Genomic DNA, 26580 nt, shown 5'->3' with positions numbered 1-26580 from the left:
GCATGTCCTTGACACTGCCCGACGATACCACGGGCGGCCGGATGGGCGGCGCATCGGTCATAATTGCGCTCGCCCCAACCATCGCCCAGGACATCCATGTTCGAGATCAGCCAGCTCCGCTGCTTCGTCGCCGTCGCCGAAGAATTGCATTTCAGCCGCGCCGCGGAGCGCCTGAACATGACGCAGCCGCCGCTGAGCCGCCAGATCCGCCTGCTGGAACACCACGTCGGCGCCCAGCTCCTGGAGCGCAACAGCCGCACGGTCCGGCTGACGGCCGCCGGCAAGGCGTTTTTCCCGGAAGCGGCACGCATCCTCCGGATCGCCGAGGAAGCGATGTTTGCCGCCCGCCGCGCCGCGAAGGGCGAACAGGGCAGCATCGCCATCGGCTTCACGTCCGCGTCCGGCTACAGCCTGCTGCCGGAAGTCGTCCGCCGCCTGCGCGAACGGTCGCCGGGCGTGACACTGACGTTGAAGGAACTCGTCAGCACGGCCCAGGTGGAAGCGCTGAACGCGGGCGAGCTGGACCTGGGCCTGATGCGCCCGCACCCCGTCAGTGCGGACCTGGACAGCCAGCTGATCGCAACGGAGTCCCTGATGCTGGCCATCCACGAACGCGACGCCGACCAGTGGCCCCTGGAACCCGCGCTGGCCGACCTGCACGGCCGGCCGTTCGTCATGTATTCGCCGTACGAGGCGCGGCCCTTCTACCAGATGCTCAGCGAGCGCTTCGCCCGCGCCGGCGTCGTGCCGGACATCGTCGAGCACATCGGCCAGGTGCACACGATGCTGGCGCTCGTCCGCGCGGGGATCGGCGCCGCCCTCATCGCGGAAGGGGCCGCCCGCCTGAAATTCGACGGCATCGTCATGCGGCGGATGGCCACCGAGCCCGTCGAAACGGTATGTACTTATCGCCGCAACCACGACAACCCGGTGCTGCAACTGTTCCTGGACGAGGTTTTGCCGACGTTTCGGACGCAATAAATTCAATTTCTGGATACTTGCCATCCTAATTTGGTTTGCTGCTGAATCGATCGAAAGATATCATGGGGCACGATTTGTCCCCCTACCGATACAGCCAACATGACCACCATCGTTACCAGCGCCCCTGTCGTCACCGAACTGCGCGTCGTCCCCGTCGCCGGCCAGGACAGCATGCTGCTGAACCTCTCCGGCGCCCACGGCCCCTGGTTCACCCGCAACATCGTCATCCTCAAGGACAGTGCGGGCAACACGGGCCTCGGCGAGGTGCCGGGCGGCGAAAAGATCCGCCAGACCATCGAAGACGCGCGCCCGCTCGTCGTCGGCAAGACGCTGGGCGAGTACAACAACGTCCTGAACGCGATGCGCACCGCGTTCGCCGACCGCGACGCGGGCGGCCGCGGCCAGCAGACGTTCGACCTGCGCACGACGATCCACGCCGTCACGGCGGTGGAATCCGCGCTGCTCGACCTGCTGGGCCAGTTCGTGGGCGTGCCGGTCGCGGCACTGCTGGGCGAAGGCATGCAGCGCAACGCCGTCGAGATGCTGGGCTACCTGTTCTACGTGGGCGACCGCAGCAAGACCGACCTCCCCTACCGCGCCGAGCTGGATGCCGGCAACGACTGGTTCCGGCTGCGCAATGAAGAAGCGCTGACGCCGGACGCCGTCGTGCGCCTGTGCGAGGCCGCGCGCGAGCGCTACGGCTTCAACGATTTCAAGCTGAAGGGCGGCGTGCTGCCGGCCGACGACGAGATGGATGCCGTGATCGCGATGCACGAGCGCTTCCCGGACGCGCGCATCACGCTCGATCCGAACGGCGCCTGGTCGCTGGCCGAAGCGATCCGCGTGTGCCGCGACAAGCACGGCATCCTCGCGTACGCGGAAGACCCGTGCGGCGCCGAGAACGGCTTCTCCGGCCGCGAAGTGATGGCCGAATTCCGCCGCGCCACCGGCCTGCCGACCGCGACCAACATGGTCGCGACGGACTGGCGCCAGATGGCCCACTCGATCCAGCTGCAATCCGTCGACATCCCGCTCGCCGACCCGCACTTCTGGACGATGCAGGGCGCCGTGCGCGTGGCGCAGCTGTGCCAGATGTTCGGCCTGACGTGGGGTTCGCACTCGAACAACCACTTCGACATCTCGCTCGCCATGTTCACGCACGTGGGCGCGGCGGCGCCGGGCAAGGTCACCGCGATCGACACGCACTGGATCTGGCAGGACGGCCAGCGCCTGACGAAGGAACCGCTGAAGATCGAGGGCGGCCTCGTGCACGTTCCGGCGAAACCGGGCCTGGGCATCGAACTGGACGAAGCGGAACTGGAACAAGCCCACCAGGCGTATAAAAACATGGGCCTGGGCGCGCGCGACGACGCCGTCGCGATGCAGTTCCTGATCCCGGGCTGGAAGTTCGACAACAAACGCCCCTGCCTGGTACGTTGAAACCGGACGCCGGCAGGCCCTACACGACCCAGGGCTTGCCGTTGACCACGACGTTCTCCACCACCGGCTTGCCCGCGTCTTTTACCTGCAGCCGCTCGTCGGTTAGTTGCACATTTATATTCCGCAGCACGAGCCCGGCGATGTCGGTCTGGCCGGGGTTCGGCGCCACGATGCCGAACGCGCCGAAGCGGCCGTGCAGGCCGTCCAGCACGAGGCCGCGAACGTACGAATGCGGCGGCGCCTCGCCCTGCAGGTCGTAATACTGGCTCCACGGGCGGATCGCCACGATCTCGCCCTTGCCGGAATCCAGCACGAGGTCGCGGAACGTAATGGCCTCGTAGCGCTGCGGCGTGTCCGGCCGCAGCTTCAGATGCGCGATGGCGCCCACGTCCTGCACGCGGCAACGTTCGACGACGACGTCGCGCACGACGGTCGCCTCGCTGCCGCACGTGAACAGCGCATGGCCGCGCCGGAACGTGCAGTTGCGCACGCGGATGCGTTCCGTCGGCGGACTGTTCTTGTCCGCGAGCGCATGCGGCCCCTTCGTGCCCTTCGCGGCGATGCAGTCGTCCGTCACGGAAAAGCGGCAGCCGTCGACGAGTACGTCCTGGCAGCTGTCGATATCGATGCCGTCCGTGCTGGGCGCCTGCACGTAATCGTCCGGCACTTCGAAGCTCGCGTTTTTCACGACCACGTCGCGGCAGCGGTACAGGTGCAGGTTCCAGAACTGCGAATCCTTGAACGTGATGCCGGCGATCGTCACGCCGCGCGAGCCTTCGATGACCGCCAGCCGGGCGCGCGGCACGTCCAGGTTGCGGAAGTTGCCCTTCTCCTTCGACGCGTTGCGCAGTTTCCAGAACTGGTCCCAGATCGGGCGGCCGGCGCCGTCGAGCGTACCTTCGCCCGTGATCGTCAGGCCGTCGCAGCCGGACGCATTGACCAGGCCGGGATTGAAGCGTTCTTCGAAGTGACCCTCGATGCGCGTGCGCTGGACGGGGAAGTGCCGCATGTCCGTCGAGCAGCGCAGCACGGCGCCCTTGTCGAGGTGCAGGTGGACACCTGGCTTGAGGAACAGCGCACCGCTGACGTACACGCCCGCGGGCACGACGACGGTGCCGCCGCCCTGCCCGGCCAGCCGGTCGATGGCGGCCTGGATGGCGCGCGTATTGACCGTGGCGCCGTCGGCGACGGCACCGGTGTCGAGAATGGACAGATGACGGCCGTCCGGCGCGGCATGGCACCAGAGCGGAACGGACAACAACGGGAGGGTGAAACGGCGACGGGCGGAAGAAGGCAATGGCATGGTGGTCCGGATCGTGGTCAGATCCGGTTCATGCTAAAGCAGCCGCGCCGTTTGCGCGGCTCAATTCGCTGATCGATTCGCTGATCGATTCACCCGAACAGCGACCTGAACGCCCACACGATCGTTTTCGCGACGAATTGCGCGAACGGCAGGGCCAGCACGACCAGCAGGATGATCTGCGCGACGCGCAGCACAGGCTCGAACGCATGCCAGTCGCGGTGCATCATGTGCGGCATGTGGAAATGCGGGCGGTGGATGTGCGACAGGTGCAGGTGAGCTTTGACGCGGCTTGGTTGCATTCCGAATTTCATCGTTGTCTCCGCTATATGTATATGCAACTTAAGCATATGCTTGTGCGGCGCGCTCTGCCGATGATTTTTTCGATCGCGCGGCGGTACGGCATTGACGGAATCAATTTGCGGTTCCGCCTGTCTGAACTATGCTTAAAGGCTGTGCTTAGAATCAAGCGCGTATGGCCACAGCCACTACCGCGAATGGATGGTCGGCGGCGTCACCCGCGAGCTGCCGGCAAGGTTCCGCGTGCCGCTCCTCCTCGCGCACTGAGACGGTGCGGCGCCGATTTACCGGAGCCGGAATCCCTGCCTCTTGAGGCAGATCAAACGAAAAACCCCGCGTCGCCCGGACACTGCTCGTCATCATCGACGAGAGTGAGGTAGATCATGCATTTCCATCATCCCGACGCCGATCCGCTCGCGGCTTGCGCGGCCCTGCGCACGAGCCGGGCGCGCCTGTGTGCCCGCGTCGCCGCCCTGCAGGCGCAACCGGACGACGTCTTCGTCCAGGATTTCTCCGCCGTCGTGGCGGCCGTCGAAGCCGATTTCCGCCGCGAGGAAGCACTGCTGGAACGGCTCGGCGACGCCGCGCTGCACCCGCGCCGTGCCGACTACGCCGTCGTGCTGTGCGCCCTGCACCGCACGCTGCCCCAGATCGAGGGCGGCGATGTCGGCCTCGGCCGCCAGGTCGCCGATGCGCTGGAGGCCGTGCTGTCGCTGCCGTGGGATGCCGGCACGGAGGTCGCCGCCGCCAGGCGCCACGCACCGCCGCCGGGTACGCGGCCGCAACCTGTGCCCGCCCAGCTGCATTAGACAACGATCAATGTCACGATGTTTCCTCAGGAAACTTTTATTTCTGTCGAGAATCTTTACATAGCACCGCGACATTGATTTTTGTTCAAAATGGATTTCCTTGCAGAACAGATGGTTATAGTTTTTGGCACGTTCCTTGCGTAAATACGATGAGTAAAAGAAAAAGTGTCACAAGACATCCTCATCGTTGATCAACCCAAAGGAAACAACATGCTGAAGACTACACTGAATGCTGCCGTGCTCGCCGCCATGAGCGCCCTGGTCCCGACCCTCGCCCACGCGACGCTTCTGGACACGACCAAGACGACCGCATTCGACGTGAACAACGTGATCACCGACACGCTCGGCGGGCAGAAGGCCGGCACGGACGGCTCGACTAGCATCAAGGCGAACACGAACATGGATACGGACAAGAAAGCCACGGTCGCCCTGTTCGACAAGAGCAAGGGCGTTTTGACGGGCGCGACCGTCAACCTGCAGTCGACCTACTGGCAGACGACCAGCGTCACCGTCGCGAAGGGCGGCACCAACGCGAACGACACCGGCACGTACAAGGCCGAGGGCACGGGCAGCAGCTCGGTGGCACTCGGCATTCCGACCGGCGTCGTCGGCGCGAGCGCGGCACTCGGCAAGCCCGATTCCTGCACGCTCAAGGACAAGATCAAATCGGCTTGCAACGACGGCATCAGCCTCACGAACGTGGACCGGAACACGGCGGTCGCCGGCACCTCGCTGAACGCGTACGTCGGCAACGGCAGCGGCAGCTTCCTCGCCGATTTGCTGGCCGTCTCGAACACGGCCGAGACGACGTCGAACCAGTTCTCCGGCGACGCGACGACCACGTCGACGATCAACTGGAAAGGCGACCTGAGCGCAACCTACAGCTACCTGCTGCACGCGGCCCAGTCGTTCGACGGCAAGTCGGCGGTGACGTCGCTGACGCTGGATTTCGGCGACGTCTACCTGAACGACACGGTGAAGGCCAAGGACTTTTCGATCGCCAACCTGGCCGCTAACGACCGCGTGGGCCTGAAGCTGACCAACGTGGCCGAGACCGACGCGAACAACGTGTTCGGCACCAGCCTGGCCCTGTTCGACAACCTGGTGCAGGGCGGTTCCAACGGCTACACGGCATCGTTCCTCGCGACCGTCCTGGGCAAGAACATGGCAACCTACCAGCTGACCCTGGCCGACGCGACGCCGGACGGCACCTACGCGTCCGACACCCTGGGCAAGGGCTATAACCTGACGCTGAACCTGACGGCGAACGTCATCCAGCGCGCGGCCGACACCGCCGGCGGCCAGGTGCCGGAGCCGGCGTCGCTGATGCTGCTGGGCCTGGGCGCCGCCGGCCTCGCGGCGGCACGCAAGCGCGGCAAGTCCTGATCCGCGGCGGCGCCCGGGCGGTCAGCGCAGCGCGAGCTGCGCGGGCGCCGGGCGCGCGGCGGCACCGGCCTGGACGTTCAGGCGGAACGCGCCGACCGCCAGCGCCAGGCCGTCGGCTTCCTCGCGCAGCTGCTGCGCGGCCGCCGACGCCTGCTCGACGAGGGCCGCGTTCTGCTGCGTGGCCTGGTCCATCTGGACGATGGCGCGATTCACCTCCTCGATGCCGGACGACTGCTCTTCGCTGGCCGCCATGATCTCCGACATGATGTCCGTCACGCGGTTGATGCTGCCGACGATCTCGCCCATCGTCGCGCCGGCCTGATCGACCAGCTCCGAGCCGTGGTGCACCTTCTGCACCGAGTCGTCGATGAGCGCCTTGATTTCCTTCGCGGCGGCGGCGCTGCGCTGCGCCAGATTCCTCACTTCCGATGCCACGACGGCGAAGCCGCGGCCCTGCTCGCCCGCCCTCGCCGCCTCGACAGCCGCGTTGAGCGCGAGGATATTCGTCTGGAACGCGATGCCGTCGATGACGCCGATGATGTCCGCGATGCGGGTCGCCGACGTGTTGATCGCGCCCATCGTCGCAACGACCTGCGTCACCACCGTGCCGCCCTTGGCCGCCACGTCCGACGCCGACTGCGCCAACGTGTTCGCCTGGCGCGCGTTGTCCGCGTTCTGGCGCACGGTGGACGTCAGCTGTTCCATCGACGTGGCCGTGCGTTCCAGCGACGCGGCCTGCTGCTCCGTGCGCTCCGACAGGTCCAGGTTGCCGCTCGCGATCTGGCCCGAGGCCGAAGCGATGGTATCGGTCGACGCGCGCACGCGGCCCACGATGCGCGCGAGGCCCGCGTTCATCTCGCTCAGCGCGCGCATCAGTTGACCCGTCTCGTCGCGGCCGCGGACCGGGATGTCCTGCGTCAGGTCGCCGTCGGCGACGGCGCCGGCGATGCGCACGGCCTTGTCCAGCGGTCGCACGATGCTCTTGATCAGCATGGCGCCCACGAAGCCGGCCAGGATCAGGCCCAGCACCATGCCGGACAGGCAGACGAAGCGCACGATCTCGTACATCGTTTGCGCGCGCTGGTTCGCAGCGGCCGCCTCGTCCAGCTGGATCTTGATCAGCGCGTCGATCGACGCCTTCACGGGGCGGAACAGCTCGCCCATCGGGCCGTGCACGAGCGCCGTGCCGCGCGCCGTGTCGCCGGCACGCACGGCGGCGACGATCGGTCGCAGGGCCTCGTCGAGGAACTTCGTCTTGAGCTGCATGAAGCGCTGGGCTTCCTGTTGTTCATGGCCGGACATCGCCGTGGCCATGTACGCCTTCCACTGCGTGTCGATGACTGCATCATTGCGCGCGATGTCGTCGACGAGGCCGGCGACCTTGCCCGGTTCGGCCGTCAGGGCGCGCGCCAGGTTGACCTGGTTCTCGTCCATGGCGCGGACGATCTTGTCGAGCTCGCCCACACAGACGAGTCCGTCGGAATACATGGATTGCATCTGGCCGTTGGCCTGGCCGAGGCTGACCAGGCCGACCGTGGCACCCACGATCAGTTCCAGGCCGAGGAGCGCGATCACGAAGATGAGGCGCGCTTTGATGGTGATATTTTTTAGCATGATGGGCGGGACGTTAGTGGATCTGATTAATTATAGAAACCATTAATGCCTAGCGGAAATGACCTAGACACCAATTAATCAGATTCCGTCCCGCCGTCGCCAATCCGCAACGTAGCGTTGTCAGACTGGCACCACCTGCGCGCGGATCAGCGCAGGTTGCCCGTGTGGCCCAGCGAGTAGCGGCCAGGTTGCGGCCAGACCGTCAGGCCATGCGGTTCGCCGCCGACCTTCACCTTTTGCATGGCGCCCGTATTCGTGTCGATGCGATAGACGACGTCGTCGAACCGGCCCGACAGCCAGAGCCACTTGCCGTCCGCGCTGACGTTGCCCATGTCCGGGCTGCCGCCGCCCGGCACGGGCCAGTTGGCGACGATCTTGCCCGTGGCGAAGTCCAGCACGGCCACGCTGCCCTTGCCCTTCGGCTTGCCGTGGATGCGGTGCGTGCCGCGGCTCGCGATGTACAGGAACTTGCCATCGCGGCTAGGGTACAGGCCGTGCGTGCCGAGGCCGACGGGGATGAAGCCGATCTGCGTCAGGTTGTCGCCGTCGACGACGTGCACGCCGTCCGCGTCCATGTCGGCGACGTAGAAGCGCTTGCCGTCCGGTGCGATGCGCACGTCCTGCGGCATGCCTTTCTTCGACGTGCAGATCTCGCTGGCGCCCGGCGCCGTCGGGTCGACGCCTTCGCGGAAGCGCGTGGACGGCATCGTCAGCTTCAGGTAGCCGAGCACCTTGCGCTCCACGAGGTCGATCTTCGCGAGGCTGCCGTCAAATTCGCACGTGAACAGCGCATAGCGGCCGTCGATCGAGAACTCGGCATGGTTGATGCCGCCGCATTTGGGCACCTCGATCGCGTACTGCATCGCCATCGTGTGCGGATCGCGGAAGTCGAGGCGGTGGCGCGCTTCCGCGACGACGATCGCCGACCTGCCGTCCGGCGTGAAATACATGTTGTACGGATCGTCGACGGGCACGTTCGCGCCGGGCTTGCCGGTGCGCGGATCGATCGGCGTCAGGCTGCCGTCGCCCGTGCGCTCGGCGTTGTTCGCGACCCACAGCGTGCGCAGGTCCCACGACGGGATCACGTGCTGCGGGCTGCGGCCCACCTTGAAGCGGTCGACGACCTTCAGCGTCGCCGGATCGATGACGTAGACGTCGTTCGAGCGCAGGTTCGGCACGTACACGCGTTCCAGGTCGCCTTTCACTGCGGGGCTCAGCTGCCTGATCTCGCTGTAGACGTTGTGCGGATCGACGACGCGGGGCATGCCGGGCACGGAGACCACGGCTGGAGATTTGATGGCGGGCGCAGGCGCGGACGCGGTCGCGGTCGCATCGACGAAGCGCGACGCGACGACGCCGCCAGCCACGACGGCCAGGGCCAGGACGGCACCGATGGTGGTTTTGGAGGACACGATGACTCTTTACTTTCGACGGGAGGAATTCGAAGACGGTTCGCGGGCGGCACGGATCGCCGCGACGGACGCATCGACGATGCGCCCGGCGCCGATGCGGCCCAGGTCCGCCGTGGCACGGGTCGGATCGCCATGCACGCCCGCGCCCACGCCGCCGCGCGCGCCGGCCGCGATCTGGGCGGAACGCACGAGTGCCGGGTCGACGGCCAGCGACAGCGCCGTGTCGGCGAGGCCCGCGTGCGTGCCGATCTCGGCGTCCGTGAAGCCGCGCTGCTTCAGGTCGGCGTTGAACGTCGTCGTGGCGGCATCGTAATAGGCGCCCAGCGCATGGGCGCGGCAGCCGCCGGCGCCGCCGTTGCCTCGATTTACCCGCGCGGCGGCCCTGGCTTCATTCGCCTGGTAGCCGCCGTGGTCGCCCAAAAAGAACACGTCGCGGATGCCGTGCCGGCACAGGCTCTTCGCGGTGGCTTCCAGCAGCGCCTCGAACGCGGCGTCCGGGATCGAGATCGTGCCGGCGAAGCGCATGTGCGCGGCCGGCGGCGCGATCGCCCCTTCCGGCACGTAGGCCACGACGGGCGCGACGACGGCGTCGCCGAGTTTGGCGGCGATGCGTCCCGCCAGCACGCGGGCGCGGACGTTGTGCTTGCCGAGGACGATGTGCGGGCCGCTCTGCTCGGTGCCGCCGATGGGCACGAGGGCCGTCGTGGTGCCGGCCGCGATGCGGTCGCGCAGTTCCGGCGACGTCATCTCTTCGAGGTAGACGCCGGCGAATGCGGGTACTGCCAACGGTAGGGTCAGGCCCGCGATCGCCAGCGCGCGGCGGACGACCGATGTGTGCAGGTGAAGCATGTGATCCGTGTTCCTGATGCTTTACAACTATTGTAGAGCATCCTAGACGGCGGGACGGAACGCGGACCGGGATTTTTTATTACCGGAGCATTACAGTTGGCTTATCCGTCGCGGCGGCGGGTTCACGTTGCTTTCTGGCGACGCGGCCGCGTAGGAGCGGGCTCACGACGCCGCGAGCGTGGCCCGCACCGTTGCGACCCGCTGCGCGACGGGCCCTTCGAGCAGCACGTACGGAACACCCCGCGCCTCCAGCACCCGCGCATGCCAGCGGAACTGGCGCGCGCGGAACGCCGCGTCGCGCCGCGTGCCATCCTGCACGAACGGAAAATCCGGCGCGCACAGGAACGTGTGCGCATACGGCAGCTCGGCCAGGATCCGCACGGCCGGGTCGACACGGCCGTAACCATCGAGGCTATAGAACACGGTCGTCAGCGCGCTGCCGTCGCAGATCAGCCAGCGCGTGGCGTCGCGCAGCAGCGCGTCTTCGCGCGCCACCTGGCGCTCGGCGATGCGCCGCATGTCGGCGTAGTCCAGCCGCCCGCCCCGCTCCTCCCACAGTTCGCGCCCGACCTCGGGCACCCACACGGTGCCGAGGTCCCGCGCCAGCGCCCGGGCCAGGGTCGTCTTGCCGCTCGATTCGCCGCCCAGCAGGCACACCCGGCGCACGAACGTCGCATACACCTCCGGATGCAGGAAGGCGCGGTGCCGGTGCAGGTCGGTCCGGATGCGCGTGCCGGAGACGGGGACCGTCACGCGCGCGCGGTCGACGCACACGTGGCGCACCTCGTGCGGCCGGCGCGCGCGGGCGCCGAAATGCGCCGACAGGGCCGCGGCAAAGCCGTCGCCGTAATCCTCGCTCGTGAACACGGCATCCACGGTCGTCCCGCAGATCGCCGTGCACAGCCAGGCCGTGAATGCGCGGTGCACGTCCGCATGGTCGTCGTTGTGCGGCAGGCGCCGGCGTTCGCGCAGGCCGTGCGTCCGCGACCAGTCGGCCAGCCACGCATCGTCCACCACGAGGCTGCGCACCTGCGGGAACACGGCCTGCAACCATGCAGCGCGCGCCGCGGGACCGTGGCCCGCGAACTCGGGCTTCGTGTAGCTGATGACGAGGACCTCGGCGCAGGCGTCGATGGCGCTCTGGATCAGGTGCATGTGGCCCCGGTGCAGCGGCGCGAACTTGCCGACGACGAGGCCGCGTGCAAAACGCTTGTCGATCGGCTCAGCCATCGTGCGCCCCCGCCAGGTCGGATGTGTACTGCAGCGTCTTGCCGTCCGCATCCAGCAGCTCGACGTCGACGGATGCGCCGAACAGCCGCGCCAGCGCGGCGCGCGCGGCGTCCGCCCACGGCATCCCGCCCGGCGCGAGCCGCAGCACGACGGCGGCGTCGCTTCGCTGGTGCACGTTGAAGTGCGGGAGCGGAAACGGCAGCAGCGCGTGCGTCACGTCGATGTTGTTGATCCACGCGCCGCGCGCAAGATAGCGCACCGGCCGCCGTCCGGACAGTCCGGTGAGCACGGGGCCGGCGGGACCGTGGGCGAGCGCGCCGAAGTCGCCGGTCCGGTAACGCAGCAGGGGCAGGCAAAAGTTGAAGCCGCCCGTGACCGCGATCTCGCCCGTGTCGAGGATCTCGACGTAGAGCCGCGGCTGCAGCAGCACGTGGCCGCCGGCGGCCGCATCGAACACGCCGACCGGCCCCACTTCGTTCAGGGAATAGATGTCCAGCACGGGGCAGCCGAAGCGTTCCTCGAGCCGCGCGCGCAGGCCGGGCAGCAGCAGCATCGACACGGAGATCAGGGCGCGCGGCCGCGTCTTCAACGGCAAGGTGAGGTATTCGGCGAACGAGATCGGGTCGCCCGCGACGATTTCCGGCGCCAGCGCATCGAGATAGCGGGCGCGGTCGTCCGGATCCCGCCAGTCGTCCGGGTGCAGGTTGATCTTGGCGAGGCCGGATTCGTCCATCGCGGGCGACACCGACACATAGGTGAAGCACTGGCGCTGGTAGCCCAGCAGGACGACGCCGACCTGGCCCCGGCCGTACGCCGGCACGATGCCCACGCGGCGCAGCGCGCGCTTGTGGAAGGCGGCGTAGCGCGCGGCCACGATGGGGTGCGACGGGATCAGCAGGGGATGGCCCGTCGTGCCCGTCGTCCGGAAGTGCATCATGCGGTCGAGGGACACGTGGTCGGGCACGAATTGCGCCACGTCGGCGGCGAAATCGGCGCGCGACACGGGCGCGATATCGCCGAAGCGGCGTGGTGCCGAGCCGAGCGCGCGGTAATGCGGCACGGTGGCGAACGTCTCGGCCACGAACGGCATCACCCAGTCCGGCAATGTGCCGGGCTCCCAGCCGACAGTCGCCGCCGCCACCTCGGCCTCGTACGCGCGCTGCGCCGCCACCTCGTGCGCGAGCAGGCGGTTGCCGCTGCGGTTGCGGTACACGGGCGCGTGCGGGTGGTCGCGCATGAAGTCGAGCATGCGCCGGCCATGCGCCGTCAGCGTCGGGAAGCGTTCCGCGTCCAGGCCGTCGTCGCTCATTCCCGTGTCCATTTGTCGGCCGATTCCTCGGCGGCCTTGCGCACCAGCGCCTCCCGGATCTCGCGCGCGCGCCGCTCGGCGGCACGGCTCGCGTCGAGCAGGCGGCGGCGCTCCGCGGCGCTGACGGCGGCGAGGCGGTCGGCCGCCTGTTCCGGCGTTTCGCCGTACGGGTGGCAGCCGAGCCGCGCGAGGACCGTGCGCGCCAGTTCCTCGCGCCGCTCGGCATCGTCGACGTAGCGGTGCGCCGGCACGGCCGCCAGCTCCCGCGCCACGCCGGCCAGCGTGTCCAGCAGCGCGGGCTGCCCCGGATCCAGCGCGCGCAGGCCGTCGTCGGCCAGCAGCCACGCGATGATGAGGACGAGCGCGAGGCGGTTGCGGTCGGCGCGCACGCTGCCGCCTTCGAAGGGCGCCGTGCAGGTACAGCAGGTCGTTCACGACGGCGGCCACCGCGACGCGGCCGCTGCCGCCGATCCGCGGCTCGTCGGTGAACTCGGGCGGCGTCCCGGCAAGACGGCGCACGAGGCTCTCCAGGTCCGGACCTTCCACGCTCACCGCGATCCTCCCCCGCCCGCCGCGTCGGCCCAGCGGCGCCGGCTGAACGCGGCCGCGAACGCGACCAGCTGCGCCATGTCGGCGACGGCATGCACGTCCCAGCGCTGTTCGTCGCGGGCGCGCACGAGCGTCTTCCACGGGTCCGCATACCTCGACTGCGCCAGCGCCGACGCCAGCGCCGGCCAATGTTCGGGAATGTTCAGGGCCATCGTGCCACCCGCGCGCGCATGGCGCAGCGCCGTCGCCGCGACGTCCCAGCCGCTGTTGCCCCGCTCGTCGTCGGCGAACATCGTGTCGATCCCGGCGTCGGAAATCATCAGGATGTGGGTGGGCCGGCGGCGCGGACCGGCCGCATACGTGTCGCACAGGCGGTGGATCGGGAACGCGGTGGCGCCGCCAAAGCAGCCCGTGATCACGCGCAGCACGGCGTCCGCGTCGCGCACGAAGCCGTTCGTGACCGTCACCTGGCCCGTGCCGCTCCACAGCGTGGCCTGCACGGACGCGCCCGCGCGCAGCGCCGACAGCGCGACGATGGCGCCGGCCAGCGCGAGATACGACGTCGCCACCTGCGGATCCGGCATCGAGCCCGAGCTGTCGACGTACAGGTCCAGGTCGACGGGCATGGGCGTTTCCTCGGTGCCGGCGTCCGTCTCGACGCCGCGCTGCACCGTCGTCACGCCGGGGATCGGCCGGGGACTCAGCATCAGGCTTTGCAGCCAGTCGATGCGGTCGAGCGGCTCGCCGATGTCCCACGGTTCGACGGCGGCGATGCGCGGCTCGCCCGCTTTCGGCGCGCGCCGGCGCGGGAACGGGATCAGGTAAGGCTGCGCGCGTTCGCGGTAGTAGCGCATCGCGATCTCGTGGTCGGTGAGCGCGATGCCGGCCCCCTTCAGGATCGCACCGTATTCGAACGGCTCGCGGGCCTGGCCCGGCCCGTGCGCGGGCGGCGCTTCGGCCGGTACGCCGTCCTCGCCGTCCTCGCCGGTCACGCGCGGGTCGTGCGCCGGGTGCAGCGCCGCATCCGCTTCGCCATCCTCGACCTCGTGCACGGCGCCGGGCGCACAGCCGGCCGCCGCGGTCTCCGTGTCGTGCAGGGCGCGCAGCGCGGCCAGGCGGCCGGCGTCGTCCGCGATGTACGGCAGCACGAGCGCGGCGAAGCGGCCGGCGCCCGTCATCCAGTCGTCCGCGTAGGCGCGCACGAGGCGCGCGCCCAGCCACGCGTCCGCATCGATCGCTTCCGTGACGCTTTCTCCCGCCAGCGTGCCGCGCCCGAGCTGCCACAGGTGCTCGTACAGGCGCATGTAGAACGTCCACATCGGGTTGCGCGGCGTGCTGGCGCGGGCCAGCGCGCGATAGATGTCGGCCATGCGCAGGCCGCACTGGCGCTGCAGCCTGTCGTTGATGCACAGGTCCGTGTACAGGTTCGCGACGAGCGGCGCCTGCTCCTCCAGGCTGGGCAGCCCGCGCCGGATGCGCGCCAGCATGCGCATGTGGTCCGTCGCGTTGCCGGGTGCGAGCACGTGGTGGCCGATCTCGTGGGCGAGGATCTCGACGGCGTAATCGTCGAGCCCATACTTGCGCACGGCTTCCAGGTCGATCACGACGCTCTGGTCGGCGAGGCGGATCATCGCGAAGCTGCCGCGCAGGCCCTCCTTCGCCGCCGCGAGCGTGCTGGCGCACAGGCGCGGGTCGTGCAGGTGCGTGTAGCGGCTCCACGCGGCCAGCGCCTGCGGCCAGGCGGCGTGCCAGCGTGCCGTCAACTGCCGCATGTCGGCCGCCATCAACGCGGCTCCCGGGGCAGGACGCGGATCGCGTGCGTGTACGGCGACGTCAGCGCCAGCGTGGCGCCGCTCGCGCACACGGCCAGGCCGTCCGCCGGCAGGTCGGGCGCGATGCGCCGCGCATCGACCTGCAGCGCGCCGCCGGGCACCGCCCGGTCGAACTCGCCGGGCGTGGCGGCCAGCAGCACGGCGCCGTACGCGTCGGCCAGCAGCAGGTGACAGCGCTCCCCTGCCCGCACGACGAAGCCGTCTGCGCCCGCGCGCACCTCCGGCGGTGCGGCGAACGCGCCGCCGAAGCCCGTGAATCCGCCCACTTCGTGGCCCGCCGCGACGTCGGCACCGTCGGCCGCCCACCAGGGATCGGCTGCGATACGCGCGCGCAGGTCCGGCCACGCATCGTCATCGTGCGCGCCGAACGGCGCCAGCGCCAGCGCGGCCGGCAGCGCGTCCGCGGCGGCGATGGCGCCGGCCCGGAAATGCGCCGCGCCCGCGCGCCATGCGGCCACCTGGCCAACGACACGCAATTCGTCCACGGTGGCGGTGCGCGGCGCGAGCGCGGCCAGCTGCGCGATCCAGTCCGCGCCGCGCACGCCCGGCAGCGTGTCCAGGTGGATGGCCGCGTTCGTGAGCATGGCCGGCACCGTGTCCGGATACTTCGCGACGAGGTCCGCGTACCGGGGCAACAGCGTGCGCCACACGGCGGCCGGCGTGCCCGCGCGCGCGGCCGGGCCGACGAGGGCGCGGCCGACGAGTGCCAGCGCGACGTCGACCGCGGCGTCCGCGACCGCGCCGGCACGGGCGGGATCGACGGCCGCGACGACGCCGTCGACTTCATCCGCCAGGAAGCGCTGCAGGACGTCGGTGCGGAACGCCGGATAATGCCGCTGCGCGTCGCGCACGCGCTGGTTGAACGCGTTGCGGCCGGCGGCCAGCGCGGCGGCGAAGGCAGACGAGATCATGCCTGCGCGCGCAGCCAGGCCAGGTAGTTCGTGTAGCGCTGGTGCAGGTATTTCAGTTTCAGCAGGTCGTCGTACAGGTGGCCGTACAGCTTGCGGCCCTTGACCCGCTCGCCGATCAGCTTTTCGATGCGCACGAGCCGCGCGCGCGTCTCGCGCTCCGACACGCCGTCCAGTCCCTGCGCGAATTCGTGCGCCATCTCGCCGACGGCATCGTTGCGGTCGAGATCGAGGCGCGCGTATTCCGCGCTCGCCAGGTCGAACAGGCGGCGCAGCCAGCTCACGCGGTCGGACCGGTACGGGCCATTTTCGGGCAGCGCGAAGAACGGCGCGTCCGGGTCGGGCCGCAGCTTGTCGTGCAGGACGAACGGCAGGATCTGGCGCACGTCGTCCAGCTCCACCTGCGGATTGCCGCGGAACCAGGCGAGCGCCTTGGCGAACAGCAGCAAGGTCATGAGATTGCGCACGGAGAGGCCGTTCAGGGTCTGGCAGCCCAGGTCCTTCATGCGGTCGCGCCCGTTGTCGAGCGCCGCCAGCTCGTGCCACGCGATGCCGGACAGGCGCGCCGTGTCCTTCGTCATGTATTCGAACTGGCCGCCGGCCATCTCGGCCAGCTCGAACTGGCTGGCGAAGAATTCCACCCGGCGGCGCACGTCGACCGGCACCTCGACGGCGCGGATCGCGCGGCCCATGCGGTCGACTTCCTCGTCCGTGAACACCAGTTCGCGCGGCATGAGTTCTTCCGGCCGCACGTCTTCCTCGATCCGCACGAGCAGCTCGTCGAGGAAGCGCGGGTTGAACGCGAGGGCCTGCACGACGACGTCGATGCGGTCGCGCAGCGCCTCGATCACCTCGTACGTGCCGCCGCCCTGCTCGTCGTTGGCGGTCAGGTACCACGCCGACTCCGGGCATTCGTACACCTGGTTCAGCACTTCCGCGTAGTTGTCGCCCATGACGGTGAGCAGCGCGCTCTGCGTGCGCGTGGGGATCCGGTTGTACTCGTCGACGATCTTGACGCGCATACCCAGCCACGCGCGCCACGCGATGCGGATCTGCGCCATGTCCTGCGCGTTGACGAGGTCCGCCGGCAGCGGATTGCCGAGCAGGTCGGCGATCGTCATCTGCGGATGGCCGTGCTGCATGGCGCGCCGCACGTCGCGCACGCTGGCGCCGGACAGCACGCCCATCAGCACCGCGCTGGCCGTCTTGCCGCGCCCCGGGCCGCCGACGAACAGGCATTTGCGGCGCGTGGCGAACGTCAGCAGCGGCAGCAGCACGAAGCTGGAATAGCTCTGCCCCGACGGCAAGGTCAGGGTGCGGCGGCTGTCGCCCACCGTGAACGTCTGCGGCGGGCCCTCGTTGAATTCGATGTCGTAGTGCGGGCTGATGATCGCCTTGTTGACGATCCAGAAGTAGGCCTGGCGCAGCTTCTCGTCCAGCTGCCCCGCCATGTCGTCCGCGCCGTCGGTGCCGCCGTCCGCGGCGACCGGTCCCCGGTACAGGTCGGCGACGTCGAATTCGCGCGGCCGGGACACCGTGCGGGGATGCGTCGGTGCGCGGGAAATCTTGCGGAAAAAGTCGAATGCCACGGGTTCCTCGTCGTTGGCGCGGCTGGGCGCGTCGCAGAATCGTAACGATTTTCTTATGTTATGACAACAAATTGTCGACTAAGCAAGGTTTCATGAAATCCTTTTCATTTGTTCAAGTTCTCGCTAGGATGATGTTACATAATTACGTAATACAACAAGGAGACCCATGAGCACAACCGAAACCTTCCTGCTTGCGATGCTGATCATCTTCGTCGTCCCGTACGCCATCTGGCGCCTGGGCCGCACGGATTACGTCGCGCCCCTGGTCATCGTCCAGATCATCATGGGCGTGGTGCTGGGCCCCGGCGTGCTGGGCGCGGCCTTCCCGGCGTACCACAAGTTCGTGTTCAACCCGGACGTCGTGAAGACGCTGAACGGCATCGCGCAGTGGGGCGTGATGCTGTTCGTGATGCTGGCCGGCGTCGAGCTCGACCTGAAGAAGGTCTGGACCTACCGCCGCGAGAGCGCGACGACGGCCGGCCTGGCGCTGGGCACGCCCCTGCTGTTCGGCTGCGCGGCCGCCGCGCTGCTGATGTCGTATCCGGGCTGGATGGGCGCGCAGGCGGCGCCGTGGCAGTTCACGCTGGGCACGGGCATGGCCTGCGCCGTGACCGCGCTGCCGATCCTCGTGCTGCTGATGGAAAAACTCGATTTCCTGCGCCAGCCGATGGGCCAGCGCATCCTGCGCTATGCGAGCCTGGACGACGTCGCGATCTGGGGCGTCCTCGCCATCATCATGCTGGACTTCGAACGCATCGGCCGCCAACTCGGCTTCCTCGTCGCGTTCACCGTGCTGACGTTCGTGTTCCGCCGCCTGATGGCGCGCCTGGGCCAGACCGACCGCTGGTATGTGGCGATGATCTGGCTGATCGCCTGCGCGTTCGGCGCCGACTGGGCCGGCCTGCACTTCATGGTGGGCGCGTTCCTGGCCGGCGTCGTGATGGACGCGGACTGGTTCGAGCAGGAACACCTCGATGCCCTCTTCAGGAACGTGCTGCTCACGCTGATGCCCGTCTTCTTCCTCAGCACCGGCCTGCGCACCAAGTGGGACCTGGGCGGCCATGCGGTGTTCTTCGCGGGCGGCCTGCTGCTGTTCGCGTCCGTCGGCGGCAAGCTGGCCGGCGCCCACATCGCCGGCAAGGTCCTGAAATGGAAGGACGGCGAGGCATCCATCATCGGCTGGCTGCTGCAGACGAAGGGCCTCATCGAGATCATCTTCGCCAACATCCTCCTCGACAAGCAGATCATCACGAGCGAAACGTTCACCGCGCTCCTTTTGATGGCCGTCGGCAGTACAATGCTGACCGTCCCGGTCGTGCATCCGAAACTGCATCGCGTGCGGCACCGCGGACTGGTGAATCAGGCCAGTTCCTGATCGGATCGAACGAAGTGGAGTATTCATGGCGCGCAGCGGACTCACGAAATCGCAGGTCAGGGAAGCCCGCGACCGGCTGGTGGCGGAGGGCCGTCATCCCTCCGTCGACGCGGTGCGCCATGCGCTCGGCGACAGCGGCTCCAAGTCGACCATCCACAAATACCTGAAGGAGCTGCGCGCCGAAGACGGCGGCGCGGACGCCGTGCCGGGCATGCGCCGCGAAGACACGGGCCGCGTCCTGCACGCCCTCGTCGACGAAGTGGCCGACCGCCTGCACGCCGGCTTCGACGAGCGCATGCGCCAGCTGCGCGCCGCCCACGACCAGGCCTTGCTCGAGCGCGACCACGAACTGGCGGAACTGCGCAGCACCGTCGCCACCCTGACCGCCCGCGTCAAACAGCTGGAGCTGGAGGCGCAGTTCGGCGCCGACGAGACGCCCCTGCGCCACTGGCAGGACCGGGCCCGCGTGCCGGGCGGCTTCGGCCATTTCGACAACAGCCTGCTGAACTCGCGCTCGACCGTGCGCGACATCTCCCCCTTCGACCTGATCCGCGCCGCCGCCCGTTCGTGATCGCCACCGCACGGACGCCCCGCCGCGGACATGCTACAACGTGGCAAACGATAGCCATGGAGAACGAGCGATGCTAAAACTGGACAACATGGACCGTGCGCGGGTCGACCGGCTCGGCGCATTGACGGCGCACGTCGTCGAACACGCGCTGGCCTCGGGCCTCACCTGGGACGAAGCGATCCTCGCCTTCGGGATCGCCGCGAGGGCCATGGCGATGAAGGCGTCCGACCAGGGCGCCGGCACGCCCGAACAATGCGCCGTAGAGGCCGAGCGCCGCCTGAAATCCGGCATGACGCAAAGCGCGGACATGCTGCGCGCATGGCTGGGTTGAGCGCGACCGTCCTGCTGTCGGCACGCGACCTGCGTTCGCCGTTCGGCGGACCGTTCACGTTCGACGTGCACGCGGGCGAATGCATCGCGATCCAGGGACCGTCCGGCGCCGGCAAGAGCGTCCTGCTGCGCATGCTGGCCGACCTCGATCCGCACGACGGCGGCGCCCTGCTGGACGGGCGGCCGGCGTCGTCGATGTCCGCGCCCGACTGGCGCGCCGCCGTCGTCTACCAGGCGGCCGAACCCGCGTGGTGGGAAGCGACGGCCGGCGCGCATTTCGCCGCCGCGGACCGCGACTTCGTCGACGCCACACTGGCCGCGCTGGGCCTGTCCCCTGCGCTGCTGGACACGGAAATCGAACGCCTGTCGACCGGCGAACGCCAGCGCCTCGCCCTCGTCCGCTCGCTGGCCCGGCGTCCGCGCGTGCTGCTGCTCGACGAACCGACGGCCGCCCTCGATCCCGACGCCGTCGCGCGCGTGGAGGCGCTGCTGCGCGCACGGCTGGCGGCCGGCATGGCGATATTGATCGTCACGCACGCGGGCGAACAGGCGCGCCGCCTCGCGCAGCGCATCTTCCGGCTCGAACAGGGAAAGCTGACGACGACATGAACGCGATTCACCTGGGCACCTGGGATCTGCTTGCCGCCGCTATCCTGATATTGCTGGACGCCGCGCTGTCGCTCGCACTGGGCCTCGGACTGCACCGCCAGATCCTCGTCGCGGCCGTGCGCATGGTGGCGCAGCTGACCATCGTCGGCCTCGTGCTGCGCCACGTGTTCGCCACGAGCTCCGCGGCGGCCACGCTGGCCATCGTCGTGTTCATGATCGCCGCCGCCGCGCGCGAAGTGGCGACCCGGCCGAAGCAGCGCCTGAAGCGCCACGCGAACTACCGGATCAGCGCCGCCGTCGTGTCCTGCACCGGTGTCGCGACCGTGCTGCTGGCGCTGACGACGGCCGTGCGCCCGACACCGTGGTACGAACCGCGCTACGCGATCCCGCTGATGGGCATCGTCCTCGGCAGCGTGCTGAACGCCGCCAGCCTCGCGCTGGACGGCATCCTCGACGGCGTCGTGCGCGAGCGCGCCCGCATCGAAGCGCGGCTCGCCCTCGGCACGCCGCTGCGCGAAGCCATCGGCCCGCTCGTGCGCAACGCGACGCGGCGCGGCATGATTCCCGTCGCGAACCAGATGTCGGCCGCCGGCATCATCACCCTGCCCGGCATCATGACGGGCCAGCTGCTCGCGGGCATGGACCCGATCGAGGCCGTCAAATACCAGATCCTGCTGATGTTCCTGCTGGCCGGCGCAAGCGGCCTGGCGTCCGTCGGCGCCGCCATGCTGGCCGTGCGGGCCCTCAGCGACGACCGCCAACGGCTGCGCGTCGACCGTTTGCGCGCTTAAACCGGACGGGCCACGATCAGGGCCGTGTCGACCGTGAAGCTGCCGTCCTCCCCGATCTGGAAATAATCCCTCACTTCGCTCGCGGCGCGCGTGTGCAGCGAGCGGATCGCGGCCACGTGGACGTCGGGCGTGCGCATCCGCGCGATCCACGACGCGAATTCCAGCCGCAGCCTGTACGTGACCACGTCGTCGACCGCGAAGCCGACGGCCGCCAGCGTCGTCTGCCATTCCGCCACCGACGCGTTGCGCACGTGGGATGGATCGCGCAGCAGCTCGAGCGTCTGCAGCCATGTGTCCAGCAATGGCACGCCGGGGGAGACGACGTCCATGAACAACCCCAGACCATCCGGCTTCACGACGCGGCGCATCTGCGCGAGTCCGTCGCGGAACGCGCCCCAGTGGTGCGCGCTGTAGCGGGTGGCGACGATGTCGAACGACGCATCGGGACAGGGCAGCGCTTCCGCCGCGCCCTGCTTCATGACGAGATTGTCCAGGCCGCGCCGGCGCGCTTCCGCGGCGACGGTGTCAAGCATCGCGGCGGACAGGTCGTATGCGACGACCTTGCCGACCTGGCCCGCCATGCGGAACGCCACATGGCCGCCGCCGCAGCCCATGTCCAGCGCGACGGCATCGGGACGGTGGCCGATCAGGTCCGCCATCCGCTCCAGGTCCGCGCCGGCGGCGTGCACGGCGCTGGCGAGATAGGCCTCGGCGCGGGAATCGTATTGTTCGAGGACGGTGGCATCGTGGTTGTGCATGTTGGCTCCTGGGTTTGATCGTTGGCTCATGGTCCACTTATTGTCTGCGAGGCGTTTTCCTGTTACAAGGAGCCTGTTTATCCTGGTATAAGGAGCACCATGACCGGCACGCAACAGCACCAGCGCCAGATGCTCGGCGCCTTCATCCGCGCCCACCGCGCGCGCCTGACGCCCGCCCGGCCCGGCACGCGCCGGCGCACGCCCGGCTTGCGGCGCGAGGAACTCGCGGACGCAGCCGGCCTCGGCGTCACGTGGATCACGTGGCTGGAACAGGGCCGCGCCGTGCAGCCTTCCGTCGCCGCGCTGTCGCGGCTGGCCGACGCGCTGCAGCTGTCCGCGGCCGAGCGGGCGTCGCTGTTCGACCTCGCCGGCAAGAAGGATCCGCGCGCCCTGCCCGACCACGTCGACGACCTGTCCCCGGCGCTGCTGGCGCTGCCGGGGCTGATGGCCGCGCCGGCCTACCTGCTCGACCATACGTGGACGGCTCGCGCCTGGAACGTTGCCGCCGCGGCGCTGTTCGTCGGCTGGCTGGACGCGGACGCGCCCGACCGCAACCTGCTCCGCTACGTCTTCCTGCATCCGGCCGCGCGTGAGCTCATCGTCGACTGGGAGACACGGGCCCGGCGGCTGGCGGCGGAATTCCGGGCCGATTTCCACCGGCGGCCGGCGGATGGGCACATGCAGGCGCTGGTTGAACAATTGTGCCGGGACAGCACGTTGTTCGCGCAATGCTGGGACAAGCAGGACGTGCTGCACCGGGAAGGCGGGGAGCGGCGGTTCCGGCATCCCGTCAGGGGGGAACTGAGGCTCGTGCAAACAACGTTGCTGGTGGCGTTGCAGATGGAGATCAAGCTGGTGTGCCTGGCGGCGGGAACCTCTGCCGTCTGAGCCGGTCGATACCTGGATGTTGATCGACGTCTGGGAGACATGCATGGACGGCTATGCCACCGACGCCTTCGACGTTGCCGGCCTGGTGCCCGGCTTCCAGCCCCCGCCGCAGCCTGTACCGGGCCAAAGCGCTGCACAACTCGCCGCGGCCGACGCGCGCATGCGGCACTGGCGCGACCCGGACGACGGTCCGCTGGTTCCCGGCTCGGACCGCCACGGCGACGCCACGTGCCGCATGTTCCGCGACACCTTCAACCCCTACCGCCCCGCCGTGCTGGACTGGCCCGAGCTGGAACCGGCAGTGCGCGACCGCATTGTCGCGCTGCCGATCTGGGACATCGCGGTCCAGACCGAAGGCAAGGCGCGCCTGCGCATGGCGGCCTACGCCGGCACGCTGCGCGACCCCGCCATGCGCGACGCCCTCGCGCTGAACGCGTGGGAAGAGCAGCGCCACAAGGACGTGCTCGCGCGGATGGTGGCGGCGTACGGCATCGACCTCGCGCCCGAACCCGTCCAGCACCCGCCCCGGGATCCGGAATGGGCCTACCTTGTCACCGGCTACAGCGAATGCATCGACAGCTTTTTCGCCTTCGGCCTGTTCGAGCTGGCGCGGCGTTCCGGCCTGTTCCCGCCGGCGCTCGTCGACACGTTCGAGCCCGTGATGCAGGAAGAGTGCCGGCACATCCTGCTATTCGCCAACTGGGCCGCCTGGCACCGCGCGCGCCTGTCCTTCCTGCGCCGCGTGGGCTTCGAAGCGAAGGTCGCCGCGGTGTGGGCATTCCTCGCGTGGGAACGGATCAGCCTCGCGCGCGCCGTCGACGCGGACGGAGGCGCACGCGCACAGGACAATAATTTCACGCTGCACGGGGCGCAATCAGTGGCGGACGATGGCGTCGGCGTCTGTGACCTGCTCGCGCTATGCCTTGCAGAAAACAACCGGCGCTTTGCGGGCTATGACGAACGGCTGCTGCGTCCCCGCACGGTGCCGCGCCTGGCCCGGCTCGCGCTGCGGCTGTCCAGACCGTTCGATTGGCCACGCTGAGTGCTATGCTGCTCGACAATGCGCCGCTGAAGGCCAACACGACCTGGACCTGATCAAGATGAGGAAATCCGTACTGCTGTTGTTGTTCATGGCGTCAATCTGCACGGTGGCCGCGCAAGGCCGGACATCCGTGGAACTGGCCGATGCCGATTGGCTTTCCGTGGCAAAGGCTGCGCTCAGGCTGACGAGCCGCATGGAGGCGGTGACGTTTGTTGTCGATGACGGCTTGTCTGCAGAAGCACGACACGCTTTGGGAAGCGTGGGAAGCGTCGTCGCCCTGGCAGACGTGCCCGATCGCGACATGGCGTATTCAACGCCGGCTTATCTCCGCGTGTTCCAGTTCCGGCTGCAGGGCGACCGAATCGAATTTCTGACGGGGAGTGTCTATCCCAAAGTCCATCGAGCCGGAGACTGCCGTCACTCATCGCATATTTTTCTCGCGCGTACACCCAATGGCGAATGGAAGCAGGACGGCCCGGCGACAGTACACGTTTGCTCGTGGCACTGAATGCAATCCCCGCCCCTGACTCGCTTTCCCCCGGTCGTTATCACCGTCTGCCCTGGCCGACGACGGCCCTTCGAACAGGCCGAACAGGGCATGCCGCGGTCGAGCCCTAGTCGAGATACCCTTCCCGCCCAAACCACGCGACCGCCGCCTGCACGCCGCCAATGTACGGTCCCGGCCGGTAGCCAAGTTCCCGCTCCGCCTTGTCCGACGAAAAAAACATCCGGTTGCGCGACATCTTCAAACCGTCCACCGTCAGGAACGGCTCGCGCCCGCGCAGGCGCGCGACCGCCTCGGCCGCGTGCGCCAGCGGCACCAGGGGAGCGGCCGGCAATCTGACGCGCGGCGGCCTGCGCCCGACGAGTTGCGCGATCTCGCCCAGCAGCTCGCGCAGCATCGCGTTCTGCCCGCCGAGGATGTAGCGCTCGCCCACGCGCCCACGCGTGAGGGCGAGCAGATGCCCGCGCGCCACGTCCTCGACGTCGACGACGTTCAACCCCGTCTCGACGAACGCCGGCATCCGGCCGCGGGCCGCCTCGACGATGATGCGCCCAGTCGGGGTCGGCCGCACGTCACGCGCGCCCACCGGCGTCGACGGATTGACGATCACGGCCGGCAAGCCTTCCTGCGCGACCATGCGCTCGACGAGACGCTCGGCCGCCACCTTGCTGCGCTTGTACACGCCGATGGCCTCGTGCTCCGCCAGCGGTTCGTCTTCCGTGGCCGCCACGGTCGACGGACTCACCCGCAACGTGGCCACGCTGCTGGTGACGACCGCGCGCTCGACCCCGGCAGCCAGCGCCGCCCGCATCACGGTCGCCGTTCCCTCCTGGTTGTTGCGCATGATCTCGCCGGGGTCGGGCGCCCACAACCGGTAATCCGCTGCGACATGCAGCAGGAAGCGCACGCCGGCCAGCGCGCGCCCGACCGCCGCCGCGTCGCGCATGTCGCCTACGACGACCTCGGCGGCCAACCCCGCCAGATTGCGGCGCGGGCTGCTCGCGCGCACCAGGGCACGGACGGCATACCCCTGTTCCAGCGCCGCGCGCGCCACGGCGGCGCCGACGAATCCGGCCGCGCCCGTGACCAGCACGAGGTCGCTCCGCGCCACCATGGCCTCCTTCCAACATTCATCTGCAGCGCATTCTAATCGCATATGCGAGGTGCATACGCATCTGGATCAAACGCCGCGTGCGAACTTGCGCGCCGGCCGGGACTCCAATCTGCACCGAACGGAAAGCACCGCAGAGAACCGTCATGCACGTGATCCTAGCCCAGCCGCGCGGGTTTTGCGCGGGCGTCGTCCGAGCCATCGAGATCGTCGAGCGCGCGCTCGAACGGCATGGCGCGCCCGTGTACGTGCGCCACGAAATCGTCCACAACAAGGCGGTGGTCGACGGCCTGCGCGCCAAGGGCGCCGTGTTCGTCGAAGACCTGGACGAAGTGCCGCCGCAGGCGGTGACGATCTTCAGTGCGCACGGCGTGGCGCGCACGGTCGAGGCCGATGCCGGCGCGCGCGCCCTGCGGGTGCTGGACGCGACCTGCCCGCTCGTCGCCAAGGTCCACATCCAGGGGCGCCAGTATGCCGCCGGCGGCCGGACGGTGATCCTCATCGGCCATCCCGGCCACCCGGAGGTCGAGGGGACCATGGGGCAGATCGACGGCCGCGTGCTGCTGGTGCGCGACGCACGCGAGGCCGAGGCCCTCGACCTGCCGCCCGACACGCCGGTCGCCTACGTGACGCAGACGACGCTCAGCGTGGACGACACGCGCGGCGTCATCGCGGCCCTGCGGCGGCGCTTCACGGACATCGTCGGACCCGACGTGCGCGACATCTGCTACGCCACGCAGAACCGCCAGCGCGCCGTGCGCGACCTGTGCCGCCAGGTCGACGTGCTGCTCGTCGTCGGGGCGCCCAACAGTTCGAACTCGAACCGGCTGCGCGAAATCGGCGCGGAGACCGGCACGCCGACCTGGCTGCTGGCCGACGGCAGCGAGCTCGACCCAGCCTGGGTCGCAGGCGCGGCGGTGGTCGGGATCACGGCGGGCGCGTCCGCACCGGAGGCCATGGTCGAGCACGTGATCGCTGCCCTGCGCTGCCTCGGGCCCATCGAGGTGTCGACGCTGGACGGGATCGAGGAACACATCGAATTCCGGTTGCCGCGCGCGCTCGCCGACGGACCGGAAGCCGGCACGCACTGAC

26 protein-coding genes are annotated in these 26580 nt (G+C 69.0%); 13 read left to right on the top strand and 13 right to left on the bottom strand.

From position 1 onward, the window contains the following. The first annotated feature begins 96 nt into the window (after positions 1 to 96). Together ACEN9G_RS26120 and gudD are read left to right on the top strand one after the other, a co-directional pair. Positions 97 to 981 carry a LysR family transcriptional regulator gene (locus ACEN9G_RS26120; RefSeq protein WP_413339535.1) on the top strand — a complete coding sequence of 295 codons (885 nt, stop codon included), beginning with the start codon at positions 97 to 99 and terminating at the stop codon, positions 979 to 981. Between the two features lie 99 nt (positions 982 to 1080). After that, a complete protein-coding gene (gene gudD / locus ACEN9G_RS26115) occupies positions 1081 to 2421 on the top strand; it encodes a glucarate dehydratase (RefSeq protein WP_413339534.1) in 1341 nt (446 codons plus the stop codon). A 19-nt stretch (positions 2422 to 2440) separates the two neighbouring features. On the opposite strand, the gene ACEN9G_RS26110 is transcribed toward gudD, so the two are convergent. Together ACEN9G_RS26110 and ACEN9G_RS26105 are read right to left on the bottom strand one after the other, a co-directional pair. Further along, positions 2441 to 3724, bottom strand: a complete 1284-nt coding sequence (locus tag ACEN9G_RS26110; RefSeq protein WP_413339533.1) for a glycoside hydrolase family 28 protein — start codon at positions 3722 to 3724, stop codon at positions 2441 to 2443. 89 nt (positions 3725 to 3813) lie between these two features. Continuing rightward, complete coding sequence (locus ACEN9G_RS26105) at positions 3814 to 4035, bottom strand: hypothetical protein (RefSeq protein WP_413339532.1); 222 nt, start codon at positions 4033 to 4035, stop codon at positions 3814 to 3816. A 369-nt stretch (positions 4036 to 4404) separates the two neighbouring features. On the opposite strand from ACEN9G_RS26105, the gene ACEN9G_RS26100 reads away from it, so the two are divergent. Continuing rightward, a complete protein-coding gene (locus tag ACEN9G_RS26100; protein ID WP_483127205.1) occupies positions 4405 to 4830 on the top strand; it encodes a hypothetical protein in 426 nt (141 codons plus the stop codon). 210 nt (positions 4831 to 5040) lie between these two features. Next, the gene (locus ACEN9G_RS26095) at positions 5041 to 6216 is read left to right on the top strand and encodes a PEP-CTERM sorting domain-containing protein (protein ID WP_483127204.1); all 1176 of its coding nucleotides are present in this window, start codon (positions 5041 to 5043) and stop codon (positions 6214 to 6216) included. A gap of 21 nt (positions 6217 to 6237) precedes the next feature. On the opposite strand, the gene ACEN9G_RS26090 is transcribed toward ACEN9G_RS26095, so the two are convergent. The 9 genes from ACEN9G_RS26090 to ACEN9G_RS26050 form a co-directional block, all read right to left on the bottom strand. Further along, the gene (locus ACEN9G_RS26090) at positions 6238 to 7830 is read right to left on the bottom strand and encodes a methyl-accepting chemotaxis protein (RefSeq protein WP_483127203.1); all 1593 of its coding nucleotides are present in this window, start codon (positions 7828 to 7830) and stop codon (positions 6238 to 6240) included. Positions 7831 to 7976: 146 nt separating this feature from the next. Then, entirely contained in the window at positions 7977 to 9095 is a 1119-nt protein-coding gene (locus tag ACEN9G_RS26085) for a YncE family protein (RefSeq protein ID WP_413344908.1), read from the bottom strand. Between the two features lie 156 nt (positions 9096 to 9251). Then, positions 9252 to 10091 (bottom strand): creatininase family protein, encoded by an 840-nt coding sequence (locus ACEN9G_RS26080; RefSeq protein ID WP_483127202.1) that lies wholly within the window; start codon positions 10089 to 10091, stop codon positions 9252 to 9254. A gap of 162 nt (positions 10092 to 10253) precedes the next feature. Continuing rightward, a complete protein-coding gene (locus ACEN9G_RS26075; RefSeq protein ID WP_413345150.1) occupies positions 10254 to 11321 on the bottom strand; it encodes an AAA family ATPase in 1068 nt (355 codons plus the stop codon). Next, positions 11314 to 12630, bottom strand: a complete 1317-nt coding sequence (locus ACEN9G_RS26070; protein WP_413345152.1) for a capsule biosynthesis protein CapK — start codon at positions 12628 to 12630, stop codon at positions 11314 to 11316. Before ACEN9G_RS26070 ends, ACEN9G_RS26075 begins: the two co-directional genes overlap by 8 nt. Further along, the gene (locus ACEN9G_RS26065; RefSeq protein ID WP_495605475.1) at positions 12627 to 13019 is read right to left on the bottom strand and encodes a hypothetical protein; all 393 of its coding nucleotides are present in this window, start codon (positions 13017 to 13019) and stop codon (positions 12627 to 12629) included. The genes ACEN9G_RS26070 and ACEN9G_RS26065 overlap by 4 nt, the downstream gene beginning before the upstream one ends. A 159-nt stretch (positions 13020 to 13178) precedes the next feature. Next, positions 13179 to 14963: a VWA domain-containing protein gene (locus ACEN9G_RS26060; RefSeq protein ID WP_483127200.1), complete on the bottom strand. Its 1785-nt coding sequence runs from the start codon at positions 14961 to 14963 to the stop codon at positions 13179 to 13181. After that, on the bottom strand, positions 14963 to 15922 hold the full coding sequence (locus ACEN9G_RS26055; RefSeq protein ID WP_483127199.1) for a hypothetical protein: 960 nt from the start codon (positions 15920 to 15922) through the stop codon (positions 14963 to 14965). Before ACEN9G_RS26055 ends, ACEN9G_RS26060 begins: the two co-directional genes overlap by 1 nt. Further along, positions 15919 to 17508, bottom strand: a complete 1590-nt coding sequence (locus ACEN9G_RS26050; protein ID WP_413344200.1) for an AAA family ATPase — start codon at positions 17506 to 17508, stop codon at positions 15919 to 15921. The genes ACEN9G_RS26055 and ACEN9G_RS26050 overlap by 4 nt, the downstream gene beginning before the upstream one ends. 166 nt (positions 17509 to 17674) lie before the next feature. Here ACEN9G_RS26050 and ACEN9G_RS26045 point away from each other — a divergent pair, with 166 nt between their 5' ends. From ACEN9G_RS26045 to ACEN9G_RS26025, 5 genes are all read left to right on the top strand, one after another. Then, the gene (locus tag ACEN9G_RS26045; protein WP_413344198.1) at positions 17675 to 18883 is read left to right on the top strand and encodes a cation:proton antiporter; all 1209 of its coding nucleotides are present in this window, start codon (positions 17675 to 17677) and stop codon (positions 18881 to 18883) included. Positions 18884 to 18908: 25 nt separating this feature from the next. Next, positions 18909 to 19454, top strand: coding sequence for a DNA-binding protein (locus ACEN9G_RS26040; RefSeq protein WP_413344196.1), 546 nt, complete (start codon positions 18909 to 18911; stop codon positions 19452 to 19454). 70 nt (positions 19455 to 19524) lie between these two features. Continuing rightward, positions 19525 to 19785, top strand: coding sequence for a hypothetical protein (locus tag ACEN9G_RS26035; RefSeq protein ID WP_413344194.1), 261 nt, complete (start codon positions 19525 to 19527; stop codon positions 19783 to 19785). Next, on the top strand, positions 19773 to 20393 hold the full coding sequence (locus ACEN9G_RS26030) for an ABC transporter ATP-binding protein (protein ID WP_483127198.1): 621 nt from the start codon (positions 19773 to 19775) through the stop codon (positions 20391 to 20393). The genes ACEN9G_RS26035 and ACEN9G_RS26030 overlap by 13 nt, the downstream gene beginning before the upstream one ends. Next, entirely contained in the window at positions 20390 to 21184 is a 795-nt protein-coding gene (locus tag ACEN9G_RS26025; protein WP_413345619.1) for an ABC transporter permease, read from the top strand. Before ACEN9G_RS26030 ends, ACEN9G_RS26025 begins: the two co-directional genes overlap by 4 nt. Here ACEN9G_RS26025 and ACEN9G_RS26020 read toward each other — a convergent pair. Further along, on the bottom strand, positions 21181 to 21942 hold the full coding sequence (locus ACEN9G_RS26020) for a class I SAM-dependent methyltransferase (protein WP_413345621.1): 762 nt from the start codon (positions 21940 to 21942) through the stop codon (positions 21181 to 21183). The genes ACEN9G_RS26025 and ACEN9G_RS26020 overlap by 4 nt on opposite strands. Positions 21943 to 22041: 99 nt before the next feature. Between ACEN9G_RS26020 and ACEN9G_RS26015 the strand changes: the two genes are divergently transcribed. Genes ACEN9G_RS26015 through ACEN9G_RS26005 form a run of 3 tightly spaced genes read left to right on the top strand, consistent with a single transcriptional unit; the run spans position 22042 to position 24380 of the window. Further along, positions 22042 to 22830, top strand: a complete 789-nt coding sequence (locus ACEN9G_RS26015; protein WP_483127197.1) for a helix-turn-helix transcriptional regulator — start codon at positions 22042 to 22044, stop codon at positions 22828 to 22830. 43 nt (positions 22831 to 22873) lie between these two features. Further along, complete coding sequence (locus ACEN9G_RS26010; protein ID WP_413345318.1) at positions 22874 to 23872, top strand: ferritin-like domain-containing protein; 999 nt, start codon at positions 22874 to 22876, stop codon at positions 23870 to 23872. Positions 23873 to 23930: 58 nt separating this feature from the next. Beyond that, positions 23931 to 24380, top strand: coding sequence for a hypothetical protein (locus ACEN9G_RS26005; protein ID WP_413345315.1), 450 nt, complete (start codon positions 23931 to 23933; stop codon positions 24378 to 24380). Between the two features lie 106 nt (positions 24381 to 24486). On the opposite strand, the gene hpnA is transcribed toward ACEN9G_RS26005, so the two are convergent. Further along, the gene (gene hpnA, locus ACEN9G_RS26000; protein ID WP_483127196.1) at positions 24487 to 25491 is read right to left on the bottom strand and encodes a hopanoid-associated sugar epimerase; all 1005 of its coding nucleotides are present in this window, start codon (positions 25489 to 25491) and stop codon (positions 24487 to 24489) included. Positions 25492 to 25634: 143 nt separating this feature from the next. On the opposite strand from hpnA, the gene ispH reads away from it, so the two are divergent. Beyond that, positions 25635 to 26579, top strand: a complete 945-nt coding sequence (gene ispH / locus ACEN9G_RS25995; protein WP_413344565.1) for a 4-hydroxy-3-methylbut-2-enyl diphosphate reductase — start codon at positions 25635 to 25637, stop codon at positions 26577 to 26579. The last annotated feature ends 1 nt before the right edge of the window (position 26580 follow it).

The organism is Massilia sp. Masssp94 (assembly GCF_059491305.1).
Note: the sequence above shows the minus strand (reverse complement) of the source record. Positions and strands in the feature narration are given on the sequence as shown.

Excerpts from the sequence above, each read along its gene's own strand:
- ACEN9G_RS26120 (WP_413339535.1), top strand. The coding sequence starts at position 97 with ATGTTCGAGATCAGCCAGCTCCGCTGCTTCGTCGCCGTCGCCGAAGAA.
- hpnA (WP_483127196.1), bottom strand. The coding sequence starts at position 25,491 with ATGGTGGCGCGGAGCGACCTCGTGCTGGTCACGGGCGCGGCCGGATTC.
- ACEN9G_RS26060 (WP_483127200.1), bottom strand. The coding sequence starts at position 14,963 with ATGGCGGCCGACATGCGGCAGTTGACGGCACGCTGGCACGCCGCCTGG.
- ACEN9G_RS26100 (WP_483127205.1), top strand. The coding sequence starts at position 4,405 with ATGCATTTCCATCATCCCGACGCCGATCCGCTCGCGGCTTGCGCGGCC.
- ACEN9G_RS26025 (WP_413345619.1), top strand. The coding sequence starts at position 20,390 with ATGAACGCGATTCACCTGGGCACCTGGGATCTGCTTGCCGCCGCTATC.
- ACEN9G_RS26070 (WP_413345152.1), bottom strand. The coding sequence starts at position 12,630 with ATGAGCGACGACGGCCTGGACGCGGAACGCTTCCCGACGCTGACGGCG.
- ACEN9G_RS26090 (WP_483127203.1), bottom strand. The coding sequence starts at position 7,830 with ATGCTAAAAAATATCACCATCAAAGCGCGCCTCATCTTCGTGATCGCG.
- ACEN9G_RS26105 (WP_413339532.1), bottom strand. The coding sequence starts at position 4,035 with ATGAAATTCGGAATGCAACCAAGCCGCGTCAAAGCTCACCTGCACCTG.
- ACEN9G_RS26020 (WP_413345621.1), bottom strand. The coding sequence starts at position 21,942 with ATGCACAACCACGATGCCACCGTCCTCGAACAATACGATTCCCGCGCC.
- ACEN9G_RS26045 (WP_413344198.1), top strand. The coding sequence starts at position 17,675 with ATGAGCACAACCGAAACCTTCCTGCTTGCGATGCTGATCATCTTCGTC.
- ACEN9G_RS26040 (WP_413344196.1), top strand. The coding sequence starts at position 18,909 with ATGGCGCGCAGCGGACTCACGAAATCGCAGGTCAGGGAAGCCCGCGAC.
- ACEN9G_RS26030 (WP_483127198.1), top strand. The coding sequence starts at position 19,773 with ATGGCTGGGTTGAGCGCGACCGTCCTGCTGTCGGCACGCGACCTGCGT.
- gudD (WP_413339534.1), top strand. The coding sequence starts at position 1,081 with ATGACCACCATCGTTACCAGCGCCCCTGTCGTCACCGAACTGCGCGTC.
- ACEN9G_RS26085 (WP_413344908.1), bottom strand. The coding sequence starts at position 9,095 with ATGCCCCGCGTCGTCGATCCGCACAACGTCTACAGCGAGATCAGGCAG.
- ACEN9G_RS26010 (WP_413345318.1), top strand. The coding sequence starts at position 22,874 with ATGGACGGCTATGCCACCGACGCCTTCGACGTTGCCGGCCTGGTGCCC.
- ACEN9G_RS26055 (WP_483127199.1), bottom strand. The coding sequence starts at position 15,922 with ATGATCTCGTCTGCCTTCGCCGCCGCGCTGGCCGCCGGCCGCAACGCG.
- ACEN9G_RS26080 (WP_483127202.1), bottom strand. The coding sequence starts at position 10,091 with ATGCTTCACCTGCACACATCGGTCGTCCGCCGCGCGCTGGCGATCGCG.
- ACEN9G_RS26005 (WP_413345315.1), top strand. The coding sequence starts at position 23,931 with ATGAGGAAATCCGTACTGCTGTTGTTGTTCATGGCGTCAATCTGCACG.
- ACEN9G_RS26095 (WP_483127204.1), top strand. The coding sequence starts at position 5,041 with ATGCTGAAGACTACACTGAATGCTGCCGTGCTCGCCGCCATGAGCGCC.
- ACEN9G_RS26075 (WP_413345150.1), bottom strand. The coding sequence starts at position 11,321 with ATGGCTGAGCCGATCGACAAGCGTTTTGCACGCGGCCTCGTCGTCGGC.
- ACEN9G_RS26110 (WP_413339533.1), bottom strand. The coding sequence starts at position 3,724 with ATGCCATTGCCTTCTTCCGCCCGTCGCCGTTTCACCCTCCCGTTGTTG.
- ACEN9G_RS26035 (WP_413344194.1), top strand. The coding sequence starts at position 19,525 with ATGCTAAAACTGGACAACATGGACCGTGCGCGGGTCGACCGGCTCGGC.
- ACEN9G_RS26015 (WP_483127197.1), top strand. The coding sequence starts at position 22,042 with ATGACCGGCACGCAACAGCACCAGCGCCAGATGCTCGGCGCCTTCATC.
- ispH (WP_413344565.1), top strand. The coding sequence starts at position 25,635 with ATGCACGTGATCCTAGCCCAGCCGCGCGGGTTTTGCGCGGGCGTCGTC.